17 protein-coding genes are annotated in these 17,664 nt (G+C 66.2%); 7 read left to right on the plus strand and 10 right to left on the minus strand.

The window, feature by feature from the left end; genetic code table 11:
- Nucleotides 1-67: 67 nt before the first annotated feature.
- Together JN302_RS08470 and JN302_RS08475 are read left to right on the plus strand one after the other, a co-directional pair.
- Nucleotides 68-805: a YdcF family protein gene (locus tag JN302_RS08470; RefSeq protein WP_202332583.1), complete on the plus strand. Its 738-nt coding sequence runs from the start codon at nt 68-70 to the stop codon at nt 803-805.
- A 41-nt stretch (nt 806-846) separates the two neighbouring features.
- Nucleotides 847-1,641 (plus strand): lysophospholipid acyltransferase family protein, encoded by a 795-nt coding sequence (locus JN302_RS08475; RefSeq protein ID WP_202332584.1) that lies wholly within the window; start codon nt 847-849, stop codon nt 1,639-1,641.
- A 9-nt stretch (nt 1,642-1,650) separates the two neighbouring features.
- Here JN302_RS08475 and JN302_RS08480 read toward each other — a convergent pair whose 3' ends face one another.
- The gene (locus tag JN302_RS08480) at nt 1,651-2,178 is read right to left on the minus strand and encodes a gamma-glutamylcyclotransferase (RefSeq protein ID WP_202332585.1); all 528 of its coding nucleotides are present in this window, start codon (nt 2,176-2,178) and stop codon (nt 1,651-1,653) included.
- A gap of 170 nt (nt 2,179-2,348) precedes the next feature.
- On the opposite strand from JN302_RS08480, the gene JN302_RS08485 reads away from it, so the two are divergent.
- Together JN302_RS08485 and JN302_RS08490 are read left to right on the plus strand one after the other, a co-directional pair.
- Entirely contained in the window at nt 2,349-3,347 is a 999-nt protein-coding gene (locus JN302_RS08485; protein ID WP_202311214.1) for a DUF2125 domain-containing protein, read from the plus strand.
- A 270-nt stretch (nt 3,348-3,617) separates the two neighbouring features.
- Entirely contained in the window at nt 3,618-4,946 is a 1,329-nt protein-coding gene (locus JN302_RS08490; protein ID WP_202331169.1) for an IS4 family transposase, read from the plus strand.
- Nucleotides 4,947-5,134: 188 nt separating this feature from the next.
- Here JN302_RS08490 and JN302_RS08495 read toward each other — a convergent pair whose 3' ends face one another.
- The 4 genes from JN302_RS08495 to JN302_RS08510 form a co-directional block, all read right to left on the minus strand.
- Nucleotides 5,135-6,070, minus strand: coding sequence for a prephenate/arogenate dehydrogenase family protein (locus JN302_RS08495; RefSeq protein ID WP_202332586.1), 936 nt, complete (start codon nt 6,068-6,070; stop codon nt 5,135-5,137).
- Nucleotides 6,071-6,074: 4 nt separating this feature from the next.
- Entirely contained in the window at nt 6,075-7,184 is a 1,110-nt protein-coding gene (hisC, locus tag JN302_RS08500) for a histidinol-phosphate transaminase (protein WP_202332587.1), read from the minus strand.
- Nucleotides 7,185-7,311: 127 nt separating this feature from the next.
- Entirely contained in the window at nt 7,312-9,147 is a 1,836-nt protein-coding gene (locus JN302_RS08505) for an ABC transporter ATP-binding protein/permease (RefSeq protein WP_202332588.1), read from the minus strand.
- A gap of 117 nt (nt 9,148-9,264) precedes the next feature.
- On the minus strand, nt 9,265-9,999 hold the full coding sequence (locus JN302_RS08510) for a class I SAM-dependent methyltransferase (RefSeq protein ID WP_202332589.1): 735 nt from the start codon (nt 9,997-9,999) through the stop codon (nt 9,265-9,267).
- Between the two features lie 96 nt (nt 10,000-10,095).
- Here JN302_RS08510 and gloB point away from each other — a divergent pair, with 96 nt between their 5' ends.
- Nucleotides 10,096-10,863: a hydroxyacylglutathione hydrolase gene (gene gloB / locus JN302_RS08515; RefSeq protein WP_202311220.1), complete on the plus strand. Its 768-nt coding sequence runs from the start codon at nt 10,096-10,098 to the stop codon at nt 10,861-10,863.
- A 69-nt stretch (nt 10,864-10,932) separates the two neighbouring features.
- On the opposite strand, the gene JN302_RS08520 is transcribed toward gloB, so the two are convergent.
- From JN302_RS08520 to JN302_RS08530, 3 genes are all read right to left on the minus strand, one after another.
- Nucleotides 10,933-11,595 carry a class I SAM-dependent methyltransferase gene (locus JN302_RS08520; RefSeq protein ID WP_202332590.1) on the minus strand — a complete coding sequence of 221 codons (663 nt, stop codon included), beginning with the start codon at nt 11,593-11,595 and terminating at the stop codon, nt 10,933-10,935.
- A gap of 23 nt (nt 11,596-11,618) precedes the next feature.
- Nucleotides 11,619-12,287, minus strand: coding sequence for a lysoplasmalogenase (locus JN302_RS08525; RefSeq protein WP_202332591.1), 669 nt, complete (start codon nt 12,285-12,287; stop codon nt 11,619-11,621).
- 67 nt (nt 12,288-12,354) lie between these two features.
- Complete coding sequence (locus JN302_RS08530; protein ID WP_244846252.1) at nt 12,355-13,182, minus strand: DUF3108 domain-containing protein; 828 nt, start codon at nt 13,180-13,182, stop codon at nt 12,355-12,357.
- A 232-nt stretch (nt 13,183-13,414) separates the two neighbouring features.
- Between JN302_RS08530 and rpmB the strand changes: the two genes are divergently transcribed.
- Both rpmB and JN302_RS08540 read left to right on the plus strand, forming a co-directional pair.
- On the plus strand, nt 13,415-13,711 hold the full coding sequence (rpmB, locus tag JN302_RS08535; RefSeq protein ID WP_202311224.1) for a 50S ribosomal protein L28: 297 nt from the start codon (nt 13,415-13,417) through the stop codon (nt 13,709-13,711).
- Nucleotides 13,712-13,801: 90 nt separating this feature from the next.
- Complete coding sequence (locus JN302_RS08540; RefSeq protein WP_202311225.1) at nt 13,802-14,482, plus strand: queuosine precursor transporter; 681 nt, start codon at nt 13,802-13,804, stop codon at nt 14,480-14,482.
- Between the two features lie 264 nt (nt 14,483-14,746).
- Here JN302_RS08540 and JN302_RS08545 read toward each other — a convergent pair whose 3' ends face one another.
- Entirely contained in the window at nt 14,747-15,757 is a 1,011-nt protein-coding gene (locus tag JN302_RS08545; protein WP_202332593.1) for an esterase-like activity of phytase family protein, read from the minus strand.
- Complete coding sequence (gene cobT, locus JN302_RS08550) at nt 15,754-17,652, minus strand: cobaltochelatase subunit CobT (RefSeq protein WP_202332594.1); 1,899 nt, start codon at nt 17,650-17,652, stop codon at nt 15,754-15,756. Before cobT ends, JN302_RS08545 begins: the two co-directional genes overlap by 4 nt.
- Between the last annotated feature and the right edge of the window lie 12 nt (nt 17,653-17,664).

Here is a 17,664-nt window from a genome sequence, read left to right on the forward strand (position 1 = left end):
ATGCATTTTGGCTGAAAACGGTAAATCTTCCTATCCAGCGCCGCATTTGGCGGTTAACCATCACGTCATGAAGGGGAAGGACATATCCGACCGGGCCACGCCCGGAGAGGGTATCGGGGCGCAGCCCGGAGAGGCGCGCGACGGTCGGGTTTTCTCCGCATTCAAGCTTCCGGCACTCAAGCTTTCGGTCGGGGCGATTCTTCTCGTGGGGCTCGTCTTCGCCGGCGGTTTCGGCCTGTTCGCTACCCATATCAGCGGCATGTCCACGCCCGACGATCCCGAGAGAGCCGACGCCATCATCGTGCTCACCGGCGGGCAGTCGCGCATCGATGCCGCCGTCAGTCTGTTGAAATCGGGCAAGGGCAAGCGGCTGCTGATCAGCGGCGTCCATCCGGCGGCCGATCTCGGGGACCTGCAGGCGGCGACCGGCGGCGACAAGAAGCTGTTCTCCTGCTGCGTCGACATCGACCATGCCGCGCTCGACACGATCGGCAATGCCGAGGAGAGCGCCAAATGGGTGTCGAGCCACGCCTACAGCCGCGTGATCCTCGTCACCAACAACTACCACATGCCGCGCAGCCTGCTCGAGATGCGGCGTTATCTTTCCAATGCGGACCTTCTTCCCTACCCGGTGGTCAACCACCGGCTCGACGGGGGCGGCTGGATGACGAAGCCGGCGGCGTTGCGCGTGCTGTTCACCGAATACACCAAATACATCGCCGCGCTGGCGCGGGGGGTCATGCCGTTGCGCAGCGTGGCCGAACCGGTCACGGTCGTCGACGCGCAGGCTACCGCAGGGGGCTGAGCCACTGTTCCTTTTTGCGGGCTTGGTGTAACCAGCGGCCGATGCTCTATCTCCGCTCGCTGGCGTTCAACGTCGCCTTTTACCTCAACCTGATCGTCCAGATGATATTCTGGACGCCCTATTATTTCCTGGCGGAGCGCCGGCGGGCCTGGTACGTGCCGAAAATCTGGGTGCGCACCAGCCTGTGGCTGCACGCGAAGCTGGCCGGTGCCCGGACCGAGATCCAGGGGGTCGACAACCTCCCCGAGGGCTCCTACATCCTCGCGCCGAAGCACCAGTCCTTCTGGGACACGATCGCGTTCCTGCCGCATGTCCCCGATGCGCTCTACATCCTGAAGCGCGAGCTGACCTGGATACCGTTCTTCGGCTGGTACATTATGAAGATGCGCATGATCCCGGTTGATCGCGGCAGCCGCTCCAAGGCGCTGAAGGCTGTTGTGGCTGCGACCCGGCAGGAGCTGGCCCGCAACCCGCGCCAGCTGATCATCTATCCCGAAGGCACACGCCGCCCGCCGGGCGCGGAGCCGGCCTACAAATGGGGTATCGTCGAGCTCTATTTCCGCCTGGGCGTGCCGGTGGTGCCGGTCGCCCATGCCGCCGGGCTCTATTGGCCTCGCCGCAAGTTCCTGCGCTATCCCGGCACCATCAAGGCGCGTTTCCTGCCGCCGATCCCGCCGGGCCTCGGCAAGGAAGAGTTCATGGAGCGGCTGATCCGGGAGACCGAAGCCGGCTGCGACGAGCTGCTGGTCGAGGCCGCGACCGGGCCGAACCCGCCGCCGCTGCCCGAGACGGCGCGGAAGCGGTTGCAGGATCTCGGCGTGCAGCCGAAGAATTGAGTTCCCGGCCTATTCGTGCCCGCCGCCGATCTGGGAGGCCACATCCTCGAGCCAGTGGTCGCGGATGCCGAGCGCGCGCAGATGGGCGAGGGTGGAATGCACATAGTCTTCGTTCACCCCGGACTGGCCGGCCGCTCCCGTGACGACGGCGGCGGCTTCGGCGGCATGCAGGTTGCCGGCATATTGCCGGTGCCCGCGATCGACGACGTAGCACACGGCCGTCACCGTCTCGCCGCCGTCGAGCCTCACCGGCAGCGTGCGCTCCGAATAGACATTGGTGACCAACTCGCGCTCGCGCAGATAGCCGATCACCTCGTCGCGCAATTCGCCGGGCACGCGGAACGCCAGCCCGACGCAGGAGCCGCCGCGATCGAGGCCGAGCACGAGGCCGGGCCGCTCGGGCGTGCCGCGATGGACCCAGGAATAGACGCAGAGCGAACGCCGGAACCCGTGCAGGCGGGCGCGTCGCGTTTCGACATGGGCGAAACCCGGGCGCCAGATCAGCGAGCCGTAGCCAAAAACCCAAAAATCGCCCATATCGCCAAGCCACATCCAGACGCGGCAAACGGGCCGCAGGCCTGCCGCTGCGGTCCGAAAGTCGGAAGCGATTTTCGGGACATGCCGCGCAGATCGAGATTTCAGAGCGTGCCCGCGCATCCGTCCGGAAGCGCGGGGCACGCAAGCCAACGGTTAGCGAGAGCCGCCACATGACGTCAAGCGATACGAAGAAGCCGAGCTACTCCAGGCGCATAATGTGGTTGGCCGTGTTCGTGGTGGTGCTGTTCGGCGGTTACAGCGCCGGCTGGTTCTATATGGCGGACCGGCTGGAGGCGGAGGCCGCAAGGGCCGTAGCGGACCTCAACAAGGACGGCGTGACAGCTGAATGCGCCAATCTCAACGTGCGCGGCTTCCCGTTCCGCATCGGCCTCTATTGCGACAGCCTGGGCTACGAGGACGGCGGCCGGAGCCTGTTCGCGGCTGCCGGCAGCCTGCGCTCGGCCGCCCAGGTCTACCAGCCGAGCAAGGCCGTGGCCGAGCTTGACGGCCCGCTCCGTGTGTCGGCGCCCGGCATCGCGCCGCTCTGGCTCGACTGGGACAGCCTGCGCGCCAGCGTGAGGATAGCAACCCCATTGCCGGAACGTGTCTCGGTCGCGACCGACGGCCTGTCCGGAATGACCGATCCCGAGGAGGGCGATCCTGTGTCGCTGTTCAGCGCGGGCAAGGCGGAGATGCATCTGCGGCCGAACGGGACCGATGTGGACTGGGCCGGGAATTTCACGGAGCTGGAGATCGACCCAGGGATCGCCGGCGGCCGCACCTTGCCGATGCTCAACGGCAGCGGCGATGTCACACTCAAGGACGGCGTCGCGCTGATCCGGTCCGGCGCGCGAGGCCTGCGTGGGCGCTCGGCCGAAATCCGCAATCTCGATCTCTCGTCGGGCGAAGGTGGCGTGTCGGTGAGCGGACCGATCTCGGTGGCGGCGGACGGACTGATCGACGCCTCGCTGACGATCAGGCTGCGCAACCCTCCGGCCGTCTCGGCCCTGCTTGTCGGCGCCTTTCCGGAAGCCAGGTCCCAGATCGAATCGGCCATGGCCGGCCTCGCTCTGCTCGGTCGCGAGCCGTCCCTGCCGCTCAGGATCGTCAGGGGCAAGGCGACGCTCGGCTTCATCCCGCTCGGCGACCTGCCGCCAGTGGCGCGGTGATCATAGGTTCAAGCGAAGACAGTCAGCTGTCGTCGCGTTGCATTACCCCTCATCCGACCTCGCTTCGCGAGGCCACCTCCTCCCACAGGGGGCTAGCGTGTGCACACAAGTGGTTCGTTGTGCTGTCAAGAGGGATTTGTGGTGATCGTGGCTTGAAGCCGTTGAATCGTTTGTGATTCTGTATCTGCCGTTGTTGATTCGGGAGACATCGACTGTGGCACTGTTGCGTCTTGGACACTTCAGCGACCTGCGCCTGCAAAAAAGGGGGACATGGTGCTGGAGCGCGTATGCACGCGGATCAGCACGAGCCTGCGTCAGTTGGCCGACACACGCGCCGAAAAGATCGCGTTCACGCGCTTCTTTGGCAATCCGCGCGTGAGCCCGCTGGAGATCCTGCGCACCGCGGCGGCCCGAGCCGGCGAAGCGGCGGCCGGGCGTCACGTGCTGATCATCGAGGATACCAGCGAGATCAACTATCAGGCCAAGGCCTTGCGCAAGCGCGGCCTTGGCCGGGTCGGCAACGGCACCGATGTCGGCCTGTTCGTGCATCCGGCGCTGGCTGTGGATGCCGCCGACGGCAGCGTGCTGGGCCTTGCCGGTGCCACGATCTGGCGGCGCACCAAGCCCAAGCAGGCGAACTATCAGGCGCTGCCGATCGAGGACAAGGAAAGCCACAAATGGCTCGCCACCGCCCAGGCGGCGCGCCGGGCCTTGCCCGAGACGCCGCTTGCCACGGTGATCGCCGACCGCGAGGGCGACATCTACGAAGTGTTCGCCCGGCTGCCCGACGCGCGCACGCATGTGCTGATCCGCGCCACCAAGGATCGGGCGCTTGCCGAGCACGGCCGCCTGTTCGCCGAAATCGCCAAACAGCCCGAAGCCGGCCGTCTCGTCTTCGAACTGGAGGCCCGCCCCGGCCGGCCGGGACGCACCGTCACCCTCGCCGTCCGCTTTGGCCAGGCCAGCATACGCCAGCCCAAGACCGGCGCCGACCGGCGCGATCCGCGCTCGCTCAGCCTCAACATCGTGGAGGTGCGCGAGATCGATCCGCCATCGCCCAAGGAGGCGGTGATCTGGCGGCTGCTGACCACCCACAGCGTCACCACGCTGGCCGATGCCGCCCGCATCGTCGACCTCTACCGCCGGCGCTGGACCATCGAACAGCTGTTTCGAACCCTGAAGTCGCAGGCCATCGATGTTGAGGAAAGCCTGCTTGCCGACGGCGAGGCGCTCGAACGACTGGCTGCAACCACGCTGGTCGCCGCCACAAGGGTCATGCAACTCGTCCATGGCCGCGATGCGGCCGGCGCCGCCTTCGAGGCGGCGCGGCTGTTCGATCCGGCCGAGATCACCGTCCTCGAGGCGCTGATCCGCAGGCTCGAAGGCAGGACCGAAAAGCAGAAGAACCCGCACCCCCGACACAGCCTCGCCTGGGCCGCCTGGGGCATTGCCCGGCTCGGCGGATGGACCGGCTATGCCAGCGAACGGCCCCCGGGCCCCATTACATTCACCCGTGGCCTCCGACGCTTCCACGCCATCGCCGAGGGTTTTGCCTTGGCCAGAAGCCTTCAACCACAGATAGATGTGTGCGCACGCTAGCCCACAGGGGGAGAAGGCTGGAGTCCAGTTTAGCCGGCGCTGCAAATCGCCAGCGTTTGCGACTGGCCGAGACGTTGCTGCAAGCGTTCCCTTCTCCCCCTGTGGGCCCCCTGTGGGAGAAGGTGGCCTCGCGAAGCGAGGTCGGATGAGGGGTAATCCCGCGAAGCCGAGACGAGCGTAACGCCGACCTACGCCTTCGCCGGATGCTCGATCGCCTGGCGGCCGAAGTCGGGCGCGTCGATTTCCTGGCCGGCCTCGATGATCGAACGCCGGATGGCGCGGGTCCGGGTGAAGAGATCGAACAGCTTCTCGCCGTCGCCCCAGCGGATTGCCCGCTGCAGCGAGGCGAGGTCTTCCGAGAAGCGCGCAAGCATCTCGAGGATCGCATCCTTGTTGTGCAGGCAGACGTCGCGCCACATGGTCGGGTCCGATGCGGCGAGGCGGGTGAAGTCGCGGAAACCCGAGGCCGAATATTTGATGACCTCGGACTTGGTCACCGTCTCCAGGTCGTCGGCCGTGCCGACGATGTTGTAGGCGATGATGTGCGGCAGGTGGGAGACGATGGCGAGCGTCATGTCGTGATGGGCCGGATCCATCGTGTCGATGTTGGAGCCGCAGCGCCGCCAGAATTCGGAGAGCTTCTCCAGCGCCTCCGGCTCGGTGCCGGGCAGCGGCGTGAAGATGCACCAGCGATTGTCGAAGAGGTCGGCGAAGCCGGCGTCCGGTCCCGATTTCTCCGTGCCGGCGAGCGGATGGCCGGGGATGAAATGGACGCCGGCCGGGATGTGCGGCGCCATCTGCGCAATCACGGACGCTTTGGTCGAGCCGACATCGGTGACGATGGCCCCCTTCCTCAGGGCCGGAGCGATCGCTTCCGCGACCGCGCCCGAAGAGCCGACCGGCACGGAGACGATCACCAGGTCGGCGTCCCGCACCGCTTCGGCGAGGTCGGTCGAATAGGAATCGCCGAGCTTCAGCTCCTCGGCGCGCGCCAGCGTGCCGGCGCTTCGCGTGGCGATGGCGACGTGGCCGGCGAGCTGCTCGCGGCGGATCACGCGTGCCAGCGAGGAGCCGATGAGGCCGATGCCGATCAAGGCGACCTTTTCGAAGAGGGGTATCGTCATGTCGTCACGCTTTCAGGAATTCGGCGAGAGAGGCGACCACGCCGCGATTGGCTTCCTCGCTGCCCACGGTCATGCGCAGCGCGTTGGGGAAGCCATAGGCCGCGACGCGGCGCAAGATGTAGCCGCGCGCCGACAGATAGTCGTCGGCCGCCGCAGCCGAATGCCGGCCGTCCTCGGGGAAATGGATGAGCACGAAATTGCCGACGCTCGGCGTCACCGACAGTCCGAGCCTGGGCAGTTCCTCGCTGAGCCAGTTCAGCCATTTTTCGTTGTGCAGCACGGTGCGCTCGACATGGGCGCGGTCGCCCATCGCCGCGATACCTGCCTCGATCGCGGCGGCATTGACATTGAAGGGGCCGCGCACCCGGTTGAGCGCGTCGATCACATGGGAGGGCCCGTAGGCCCAGCCGACGCGCAGGCCGCCAAGCCCGTGGATCTTGGAGAAGGTGCGGGTCATCACCACATTCTCGGCCGACGAGACCAGCTCGACGCCGGCCTCATAGTCGTTCTTGCGCACATATTCGGCATAGGCCGCGTCGAGCACGAGCAATACGGATCTGGGCAGGCCCGCATGCAGGCGCCTGATCTCGCCGAAGGGGAGGTAAGTGCCCGTCGGGTTGTTGGGATTGGCGATGAAGACGATCCTGGTGCGCGGCGTGACCGCGGCGAGGATGGCGTCGACATCGGCCGTCCGGTCGGTCTCTTTCGCAATGACCGGCATGCCTCCCGCCGCCTGGATATAGATCTTGTAGACCAGGAAGCCGTGCTCGGTGAAAACGCCTTCGTCGCCGGGGCCGAGATAGGTCTGCGTCAAGAGCCCGATGACCTCGTCCGAGCCGTTGGAGCAGATGATGTTCTCCGGATTGAGCGCATGCCGCTCGGCTATTGCCTTGCGCAGCCTTGCGGCGGAGCCGTCCGGGTAGAACTCCATCTTCTCGGCGACGCGCCTCACCGCCTCCTTGGCCGCGGGCGAAGCGCCGAGCGGGTTCTCGTTGGACGAGAGCTTGTGGATCTTCGCGACGCCGGGCGCATTGCTCTTGCCGGGCACATAGGCGGCGATGTCCATGATGCCCTGTCTCGGCACGGGGCGGACGCCAGGCGAATTCTCATCCATCGGAAGCTGCTTTCGGGGTCTAGGAACCTGCGGGTCGGCAGGCTGATACAAAGCAAAGCGCCCGGTGTCGAGAAAAAGTCCTCGCGCGCGACCACGTCCGGATCGCATCGCTCGTGTCGTTCGGCGTTCAGGTCCCCGTCGGTCGGGCCTCCTCGTGTGCCTTCATCGCCGTCCTCAGGCGCTCGTCGTCGCCGAAGCGCACCGTCCTGAGCCTGCGCCCCTCGGTATCCTTGACGAGATGCTCCACGCGCGAGAAGAAGTCGCCGTTGCGGTGGACGTTGCCGACGCTGACGACCGCGGTCTCGCGCAGATCGTCACGGAACAGCGAGAGCGCACGCTTCAGCGTGTCGCCGCCCATCGTGTCGAGCACTTCGTCGAGGATCACCCAGCGCGGACGTTGCAGCCTGATCCTGGCCAGCGCCAGCAGGCGCTGTTCGTCCTCGCTCAGCATCCGCTCCCAGCGCGCCGCCTGGTCCAGCGATCCGGCGAGCCGGTCGAGCCCGAGGCGTGCCAGCGCCGCCTTCATCTCCGCGTCCTCGAAGGTTCCATCGGCCTGCGGATAGGAAAGCACGTCGCGCAGTTTGCCGGGTGGAAAATAAGGCGTCCTGGGCACGAAGGCGATGGACCCGCCGCTCGGCAGACCGACCCGCCCGCTGCCCCATGGCCAGAGTCCGGCGATCGCCCGGAAGAACAATGTCTTGCCGGCGCGCGGATCGCCGCCGATGGCCACGTGCTCGCCGGCGCCGATCTCGATATGGGGTTCGGCGAGCTTGGTGCAGCCGCCGGGCGCGGCGATCTCGAGTTCGTCGAAGGTCAGCTTGTCCTCGTCGTTGGTCGCGAACTCGAGGCGCTTCTCCGCATCGTGCAGGACGTCGGCCTCGATCAGGGCGGAGCGGAACACGGCAACACGCAGAAGCGTGGCGCGCCAATCGGCAATGGCACCGATATTGTTGATGAACCAGCGCAGGGAAGAATGCACCTGGTTGAAGGCGCCGACGGCCATCATCAGGCCTCCGAAGCTCAGATCGCCCGCGAAATAGACGGGCGCGGCCACCAGGATGGGGGCGACCACCGTGAACCAGCCATAACCGTCGGTCACCCAGGCGAGGCGGATCTGGGCGCGGAAGATGCCGCGGATCGCGGCGAGCAGCGACGCCAGGTCGAATTCGAGCCGCCGCCGCTCGCCTGCTTCGCCGCCGGCCAGCGAAATCGCGTCGATGTTCTCGTTGACGCGCATCATCGAGAAGCGCAGATCGGCCTCGCGTGCATAGCGATCGCTATTGAGGCCGATCAGCGGTCGTCCCACGAGCCAGCTGAGGGCCGAGGCGGAGCCGGCATAGAGGATCGCGGCCCAGACCATGTAGCCGGGAATTTCGAGGGATTTGTCGCCGACATGGAAGACGAAGTCGGCTGAGAGCGACCACAACACGCCGACGAAGGAGGCGAGAAGCACCGACGACTGCAGCAGCCCGAAGCCCAGATCGGTCGACAGGTCGGCCAGGTGGCCGGCGTCCTGCTGCATCCTCTGGTCTGGGTTGACGCCGATGGCGCCGGCATTGGCGAGCCGGAAGGCACGGCGCGGCCGCATCCATTCGCCGATCAAATCGAGGGTCAGCCCTTCGCGCAGCTTCAGCCGCACCATCTGATTCAGCCATTGCTGGGCGATGTTGAGCGCCAGCAGGCCGGCCGCGATCATCGCGAAAACCTGAAGCTGGTAGAGGAAATCCGGGAGGTTGCGCCGTTCGATCGCGTCGTAGAACGGCTGGTTCCAACGATTGAGAAGGATCTGGCCGAAGGCGGTGGCCACGATCACCGCCAGGCTGGTCGCAGCCATGACCAGGATCACGTTGCGCAGCGGCGATGTGATGAAGGCGCGCAACATGAGGCCGAGCTGGGCCCCGAGGCTGCCTCCGTCGGTTGCGGCCCCCGGTGCCCGGGAAGCGGTCTCGGTCTGAGCCGTCATCGGAACGGTCCTTTCAATGCGGGTTGCGCAGCAACTGGCATAGATCTTCGGACCGCCACCCTCGAGGCCGGCAACGATCCATATTTGACCCGGCCGGCCTGTGCCGGCTGGGCCGCGTCAGGCGATCCGCCCCGCGCCCTGTGGGGTGAGTACCGGTACGAAGACCCGTCGCGAGGCACGTTGCGCCACCGGCAGGCCCTGATAGAGGCGTTTCTGTGCCGCCACGATGATCACGCCCGAGAAGATCGGCCAGAAGCGGCGTCCCGACCGCTCCAGCAAATTGTGCGAACGCATCACGAAGCGGCGCAGCGACGGCGGAAAATGCAGGGCGTCCGACCACGCCGCCGGCGTGAAGTTGGCTTCCCGCAGAAGGTCGCTCAACTGGGTGCGCGAGAAGGGTCGGCCGGTGCCGAAGGGCGTATGTTCGAAGCGGGCCCAGATGCCGCGCCGGTTGGGCACCACGATGACGACCTGGCCGGCGGGCGCCAGCACGCGCCAGATCTCCTTCAGCGTTTCTCGCGGGCTTTCGGCATGCTCAAGCGAATGGACCAGCAGCATGCGGTCGACGGACGAATCGACCAGCGGCAGTTCCTCGTCGAACACCAGGGCTGTCCCCGAGGGGCCGGCCGGCGGCCATTTCACCGCGCCTTGGGTCGCCGGCATGAAGGCGAAGACGCGCTCCGCGTCGGGCCCGAAACGATCGAGCCAGGGCAAGGTGTAGCCGAGGCCGACCAGCCGTTCGCCGGGCAGCTTGTCCCAGATCGCCGACAGCGCGGCGGCGATCGACTGCTCGGCCAGCCTGCCGAGCACCGACGCATAGAAGGAGCGGAGATCGACGATATCAGAGTTCATCCCGGGCGACGGTAGCGGCCCCCACGGCATGTTTCAAGAAAGTGGTGACAGACGAGGGTGTGGCTCCTATCGTCCGGCCCGCAAAGGAGAAATGCGATGTCCCTTGAGATCGACCAATTCATGTGCCGGAGCGACAATTTCGGGGTGTTGCTGCACGATCCGAAAAGCGGTGAGACGGCGCTGATCGACGCTCCCGAGGAGCGGGCGATCTTCGAGGCCATCCGCCGCACCGGCTGGAAGCCCACTGTCATCCTGACGACGCATCATCACGGCGACCATATCGAGGCGAATCTGGTGCTGAAACAGCAATTCGGGCTCAGGATAGTCGGGCCGGCGGCCGAAGCGTCGAAAATCCCCGGGATCGACGAAACCGTCGCGGACGGCCAGGAGATCCGCTTCGCCGGGCAGCCCGTGCGCGTGATCGCCACGCCCGGCCACACCGCCGGCCACGTCTCCTATCACTTTCCGCAATCGGCGGTCGCTTTCACCGGCGACACGCTGTTCGCCCTGGGCTGCGGCCGGTTGTTCGAGGCCAAACCGCCCGTCATGCATGCCTCCCTCCAGAAGCTTGCAGCCCTGCCCCTGGAGACCTCGGTCTATTGCGGCCATGAATATACCCAGGCCAATGCCCGGTTCGCCCTGACCATTGACCCTACCAATTCGGCGCTGCGCGAGCGGGCGGGCGACGTCAACAAGCTAAGGGCCGCCGACAAGCCGACCCTGCCGACCACGATCGGCCTGGAACTGGCGACCAATCCGTTCCTGCGCTGCCACGACCCCGTCATCCGCAAGAACCTGGGCATGGAGAAAGCGAGCGACGCCGAGGTCTTCGCCGAGATCCGCAAGCGCAAGGACGTGTTCTGACGCGCTGCAGGTTCTTGATCAGCGCATGTATTTTTCCCGAAACCGCTGCACAGTTTCGGGAGATATGCTTCAGGCCGGAATGAAGGAGAACACGGCGCCCGATCCGCCGGCGCTTGCCTGGCCGACATCGGGCACGGCGTAGTCGGCCAGAAGCCGAAGCCGCGACCGGGGCAGATGGACCCGTCCGGGATCTCCGACAAGCACGCCGATCCCCGCGGCGAGGCAGCGGTCGAGGAAGGCCGTCACCCGCCTGGCCAGCGCCTTGTCATAGAAGAGGTCGCCGACGGCCACGAGATCGACGGGAGGCGGCGGGCCGGCCATGACGTCTGCGGGAAGCGTGGCGATGTCGACCTCGTTCAGCATCGCATTGAGACCGAGGGCGACGACGGCATTGCGATCGATTTCGGCGGCCGTCACCTGCCGTGCGCCGGCCTTGGCGGCGGCGATGCCGACGACGCCGCATCCGGCGCCGAGGTCGAGCACGGACAGGCCGGCCACGATCTCGGGCATGTCGAGCAGATAGCGGGCGAGCGCGATCCCGCCCGGCCATTGATAGGCCCAATAGGGCGGTGCGGAGTCGGCACCGCCGTCGGGCCCCGCGGCAAGGCGCCACAGGCCGCTGCCGGAATGGGCCGCATGGAGTCTCAGTTCGGGCAGAAGGGGCGGGGAAACGATATGCAGCTTTTCCCGGATGAAGTCCCGCGCATCCGGATGTTGTCTTCGATCGCTCACCGTCCGCTCCCGGCCTTGTCGTCTCAGCCGAGCAGCATGCCCAGCGCGATCAGCAGTTGCGCGGCATAGTAGGTGATCCAGACGGCATAGCGCATCGGCAGCCGCACAGGAGAAGCGCCGGCCGTGAGGAAACGCTCGGTCGCCAATATGCCGTCGGAGACCATGAACAGGGTCGCTCCGGCAATGACGGCGAGGCTCTGCGTGGTGAGCGCGGCGAGGCCCATGGCGAGGATGGCCGCGACATAGACCGCGATCGGCGTTTTGAGCGCGTGCTCGACGCGCGGCAGAAGAAGCGTCGCCATGGCCGCCGCCAGAAGAACCATCGCTACAGCCAGGACCGGGCGCCACAGATCGGAAAACAGCATGCCGGCCCCGCCCGACATGGCGAAAAGCAGGATGTAAAGGACATGCGCGGCGAGGAAGCTGCCGAGCCCGGCCAGAAAGGCGCGCTCGCCGATACGCGACAGGAAGGCGTCGCCGGCCGCGCTCAGCACCAGCGCGCCGGTCAGCAGCAACGGTCCGTGTTCGACGGTGGAGATCACGGCGAGAAGCGCCACCGCAAGCGTCTTCACGGCCGACCGGCGGAGGCTCGGTTCCCGCTCGGCCTGGAACAGGGTGAGCACCGCCGCTGCGATCGACAGCAGCAGAGCGGCGTTCGCCGTCGCCTCGATGCCTCCTGAAAACGGCATCATGCTCCGGCTCCGCCAGCCGTTCCCGGTGAAACGCCCCCCAAGGTCCCCTCCCGGCGCGCCCGGCGCGCTACTCGATGGCTTCGATCTGCCGCGCGCGGAACGTGACCGTGCCGATCTGCGTCCCCACCGTGGCGTGGATCGGCGCATATACGCCGGTTTCGCCGAGCGGGGCAAATGTGATGCGGATGTCGCTGCGGTCCCTCAGGTAGCGGATCGACTTGTTGCCGGGCCGATAGCCGGCGACCGGCACGAACTTGCCGCTGCACACCGCCGCGTCGCCTTTGTAGGCGCCCATGTCAACCGGTCCGGTGCCGACCGGGGAAAGCCGGAGATCGGCACGAAGCTCGCCGTCGAAGACCTTTATGGTCCGGCGGCAGACCTGGCCGAGCGAAGGCGCGCGCACCAGCACGGCCGAGATCGGGTCGGTGACGGCGACGAGATCCTTGCCGTCGAGCGGAACCCAGTCCTTGCCGCGCTTCTGCAGAGGTGGCACGTTGATTACCTTCGACACCTTGCCGTCGGCGAAGGCCAGCGTCGTCCGCTTCATTTTCTTGCCGAATGTATAGGAAACCGAATAGTCATCGGGCAGCGTGGCGTCCTTCGAGAAGCGACCCGTGGCAACCGTGCTGGCCCTGGTATTGTCGAAGATGACGGCCAGTCCGGCGCTGGAGATCGCGCCCTCCAGCTTGAAGCTGTCGGGCGAGATGCGGCTCGTGAACTGGGAGCGCGCAACTGTCAGCCCGTAGATCGTGACGGCGTAGTCCGCCTTGAAGGCACGCGGCTGCTGCTTGGCCGCCGCATGGACCGGAACCGCCAGCCAGACGCAGGCAAGCGCGGCCAGGGCGCTTGCGGCGCATATTCGGCCGGGTTGGGAAGAGCGATGCGTGAAAGACAAGTCCGGCTCCCGATCGCAGTCAAACATCCCTCGGGGACTGGCTAGCGACCAATTCCGACGGCATTGTGAAACGCCGCAATCGCGAGGCTTCGCCAAGCTTGCGCTTGACGCATCGGTCAAATGCCACTATGGAACGCCAACTTTTCCCTCAAGGCCGCCTGACAAGCCCGCGCGCCGATCCCTGTTTGGTGCGGCTTGGACAATTGGCCCGGTACGAATTGAAGGTACGAAAATGTCTCGCGCTTGTGAACTGACCGGCAAGGCTGTCCAGACCGGCAACAATGTGAGCCACGCCAACAACAAGACGCGGCGCCGCTTCCTGCCTAACCTCGTCAATGTGACGCTTATCTCGGAAGCGCTGAACCAGAATGTGCGCCTGCGCATCTCGGCGAACGCCCTGCGTTCGGTCGAGCATCGCGGCGGTCTCGACGCATTCCTCGTGAAGGCCGATGTGGCCGAGCTTTCCCAGCGTGCCCGGCTTCTGAAGAAGCAGGTCGTGAAGAAGCTTGCCGAGCAGACTGCCGCCTGATAGCAAGTTCCAAGGCGGGGGACGACCGCCTTCCGGAGCAGTCGCCTCTCGTGGTTCCGCTCCACTGGTTCCATCACCCAGGATAAAAAAATGTCTTTCTTTTCCAAGTACCTGCCATTCGTGGCGGCTATGGCGCTCATCGTCATGGCATCCAATGTGCTTGTGCAGTTTCCCATACAGGGGCAGCTTGGCGTCCTCTCGCTCGCCGACATCCTGACCTGGGGCGCTTTCACCTATCCTTTCGCGTTCCTTGTCACCGACCTCGCCAACCGCCGGTACGGGCCGGCAATCGCGCGGCGCGTCGTCTTCGTCGGCTTCGCTGCGGCGGTGCTCTGCTCGATCGTCGTGCCGCCGCTGCTCTATCGCTACGGGCTGATCGAATTCGAGACGGCCGCGGGACGCCTGGTGCGCATTGCCGCCGCCTCCGGAAGCGCCTTCCTCGTCGGCCAGCTTCTCGATGTCACCGTGTTCAATCGTCTGCGGCGGCAGAGCTGGTGGCGCGCTCCGGTGTTCGCCTCGCTGGCCGGCTCGGTCGTCGACACCGCCGTCTTCTTCAGCATCGCCTTCTCGGCCACCTTCGCCTTCTTCGGACCCGACGACGCCTTCGCACTGGAGCAGGCGCCGCTGCTCGGCCTGTTCGGCGCGCAGGCCGAGCGCTGGGTTTCCTGGGCGCTCGGCGATCTCGGCGTGAAGCTCGTCATCGCCGTCTTTGCGCTTATTCCCTACCGGCTGATCGTGGCCCGTTGGAGCGCGCGTCTGGCGGCGGCGTAGCGGCCGGCATTTACCCCTCATCCGACCTCGCCCTTTCGGGCGAGGCCACCTTCTCCCACAAGGGGAGAAGGGAAGGCTTTCCGCGACGTCTCGGCTAATCGTTGACGTTGATGGTTTGCAGAGCCGGACAAGCCAGACACCAGCCTTCTCCCCTTGTGGGAGAAGGTGGCCTCGCGAAGCGAGGTCGGATGAGGGGTAAATGCTGGGGCGCCACGTAGCAGTGCAACCCTGCCACCGCAAAGCCGACCTTGCGGAAAATACGCCTCAATCCTCGTGCAGGCGGAACTCCAGATAGAGATTGCGCTGGAGCATGGAGTGGTTGTCGTCCGACATCAGCGACACCATCAGCGCGCCGTCGTCGCGGCGCCAGACGTCCATCGCCTCCATATTGTCGATCTGGTAGCCCATGTCGGCCGACATCAGCACCGGCCCGTCGGCGATCTGGCCCTTGGCGATCGTATCGCCCTTGATCCGGCGCAACCGCATGGCGACACCGTCGGCCATGGTGAAGCGCCGCTCCAGAAGAAGAAGGTCTCCGTCCGGCAGGAAGGCACCGTCGGTGATGTCGAAATTGTCTTGGCGCCGGATCGTGAAGACGCCTTTGCCGGGCCCTTCGAGGATGGCGGCGAAGACGTTGCCCTGCTTGTCGATGCTGCGCTCCGACACGACGATCAGGCTGCCCCGCAGCTTGCCCTCGGCAGGCGCGCGCGCGACCGTCTCGAAGCCCTTGTTCCGGCGCAGCTCGACCTTCGGCACCACGAAATCGAGCTCGTGGAACGGTGCCTTCATGTCGTCCCGATCGATGCGGAACCGGGCGATGCGATGATTGCGTTCGAAGCCCACCGTGGCGACGTCGTCGGTCACATCGAGCCCTTCAGCGTCGACGAGCCACTTCTCGCCGATCGGATTGCCGCCGGCGTCGACCATCTGCTGCATGGTGAAGCGGTCGATTCCGGTCGGGCGCCGGTCCGCATCGCGGGTCACAACGCCGAAGAACCAGAAGCCGGTATCGGCGACGCCGACGAAGTCGCCGCCTGGCGAGAGGAAGCGGAACGACGACAGCGCGCCGAAGTCACGCCCGGAAGAGGTCATCTCCAGCCCGCCGACGAATTCGAAAGGGCCGAACTGCTTGTCGTCGCGGCCGATGCGGAAGTTGGTGATCGGCCGGGCCCTCACCTCCAGCTGCTCGACCGCGGCCCGGTCACGGGCCGTCGCCGGCGGCACAGCCGCGAGCAAGCCCAGAGCGATCGCGACGAAAAGGGAGGATTTCTTCATCCGGCCCGCCGCAAACCGCTGCGGCGGATGTCCCGGGTCGATTCCTCGCCGAACAGCGAGGCGAGTTGCTCGGTCATGGCCCCGGCAAGCTCCTCGGCGTCGACGATGGTCACGGCGCGCCGGTAATAGCGCGTGACGTCGTGGCCGATGCCGATCGCCAGGAGCTCGACCGGCGAGCGCGTCTCTATCAGCTCGATGACGGCGCGCAGATGACGTTCCAGATAGTTGCCCGGATTGACCGACAGCGTCGAATCGTCGACCGGCGCGCCGTCCGAGATCATCATCAGGATCTTGCGCTGCTCGGGCCGGCCGATCAGGCGGTTATGCGCCCAAAGTAGCGCCTCGCCGTCGATGTTCTCCTTCAGCAGCCCCTCACGCATCATAAGGCCGAGATTGCGCCGGGCGCGCCTCAGCGGCGTGTCGGCGCTCTTGTAGATGATGTGGCGCAGGTCGTTGAGGCGGCCGGGATTGGCGGGTTTGCCGTCCTTCAGCCATTTCTCGCGCGACTGCCCGCCCTTCCAGGCGCGCGTGGTGAAGCCGAGAATCTCGACCGCGACGCCGCAGCGCTCCAGCGTGCGGGCCAGTATGTCGGCACAGGTCGCCGCCACCGTGATCGGCCGGCCGCGCATGGAGCCCGAATTGTCGAGCACCAGCGTCACCACCGTGTCGCGGAACTTGGTGTCGCGCTCCTGCTTGAAGGAGAGCGGCTGCATCGGGTCGATGACCACGCGCACCAGGCGTGCCGGATCGAGATAACCTTCCTCGAGATCGAAGTCCCAGGACCGGTTCTGCTGGGCCATCAGGCGGCGCTGCAGGCGGTTGGCCAGGCGGCCGACGACGCCCTGCAGATTGGCGAGCTGCTTGTCGAGGAAGGCGCGCAACCGGTCGAGTTCCTCCTCGTCGCAGAGCTCCTCCGCGCCCACCGTCTCGTCGAAGGCTGACGTGAAGACCTTGTAGTCGATCTCCTTGGGCAGGTTGACGAAGGGGTTGTCGGGGCGCTTGGCCTCGCCGGGCGTCTCTGCGTCGGCATCCTCGTCATCCGACATGTCGTCGGCCGTCGCGTCCGAAGCCTCGGTCTCTCCGGTCTCCTGCTCCTCGGCGGAGGCTTCGGCGTCGTCGGATTGGGCTTCGTCCGATCCGGAGTCCTCCTCGCCGCCCTTCTCGCTGTTTTCCTCGCCCTGCGGCTGGTCGTCATTGTCGTCCTGGGCGTCCTCGGTCTCCTCGTCGTCGCCGAGTTCTTCGGCCATCTCCATGGAGGCGAGCATCTCGCGCACGACGCGGGCAAAGGCCTGCTGGTCGTCCAGCTTGTCGGCCAGGCCGTCCATGTCGGCGCCGGCCTTGTCCTCGACCCAGTTGCGCCAGAGGCCGACCATGCGCTCGCCGCTCTTCGGCACGGCGCGGCCCGTCAGCTTCTCGCGCACGATGAGCGCGATCGCCTCTTCCAGCGGAGCGTCGGCCTGATCACGCACGTCGGCGAGATTGGCTTTGGTGTATTTGTCCTCCAGCATCATGCCGATATTGTCGGCCACACCCTGCATGGCGCGGCTGCCGATCGCCTCGCAGCGCGCCTGCTCTACAGCGTCATAGATGGCGCGGGCCTGCTTTCCATCCGGAGCGAGGCGGGTGTGGATGCGCATGTCGTGGCAGGCGCGCTTCAGCGCCATGGAATCGCCGAGCCCGCGAGTGACGGCGATGTCTGTCTTAGACGGCTTCTTCGGCAGTTCGGGAAGCCGCGCCCGGTTTCCGGCCAAAGCTGGCCGGTCCTTCGCAAAGGCGATTTCCATCTCGTTGTCGCCGGCGATCGCGCGCATGGTGACCGTCACGGCGCGCTTGAAGGCGTCCGTGTCGGTGCCGTTCTTCGGCTTGTTGCGCGTGTTGTCTCCGGGGCCCGCCATCGGTCTTACCGG

It is taken from the genome of Mesorhizobium sp. L-8-3, assembly GCF_016756615.1.
Classification (GTDB): domain Bacteria; phylum Pseudomonadota; class Alphaproteobacteria; order Rhizobiales; family Rhizobiaceae.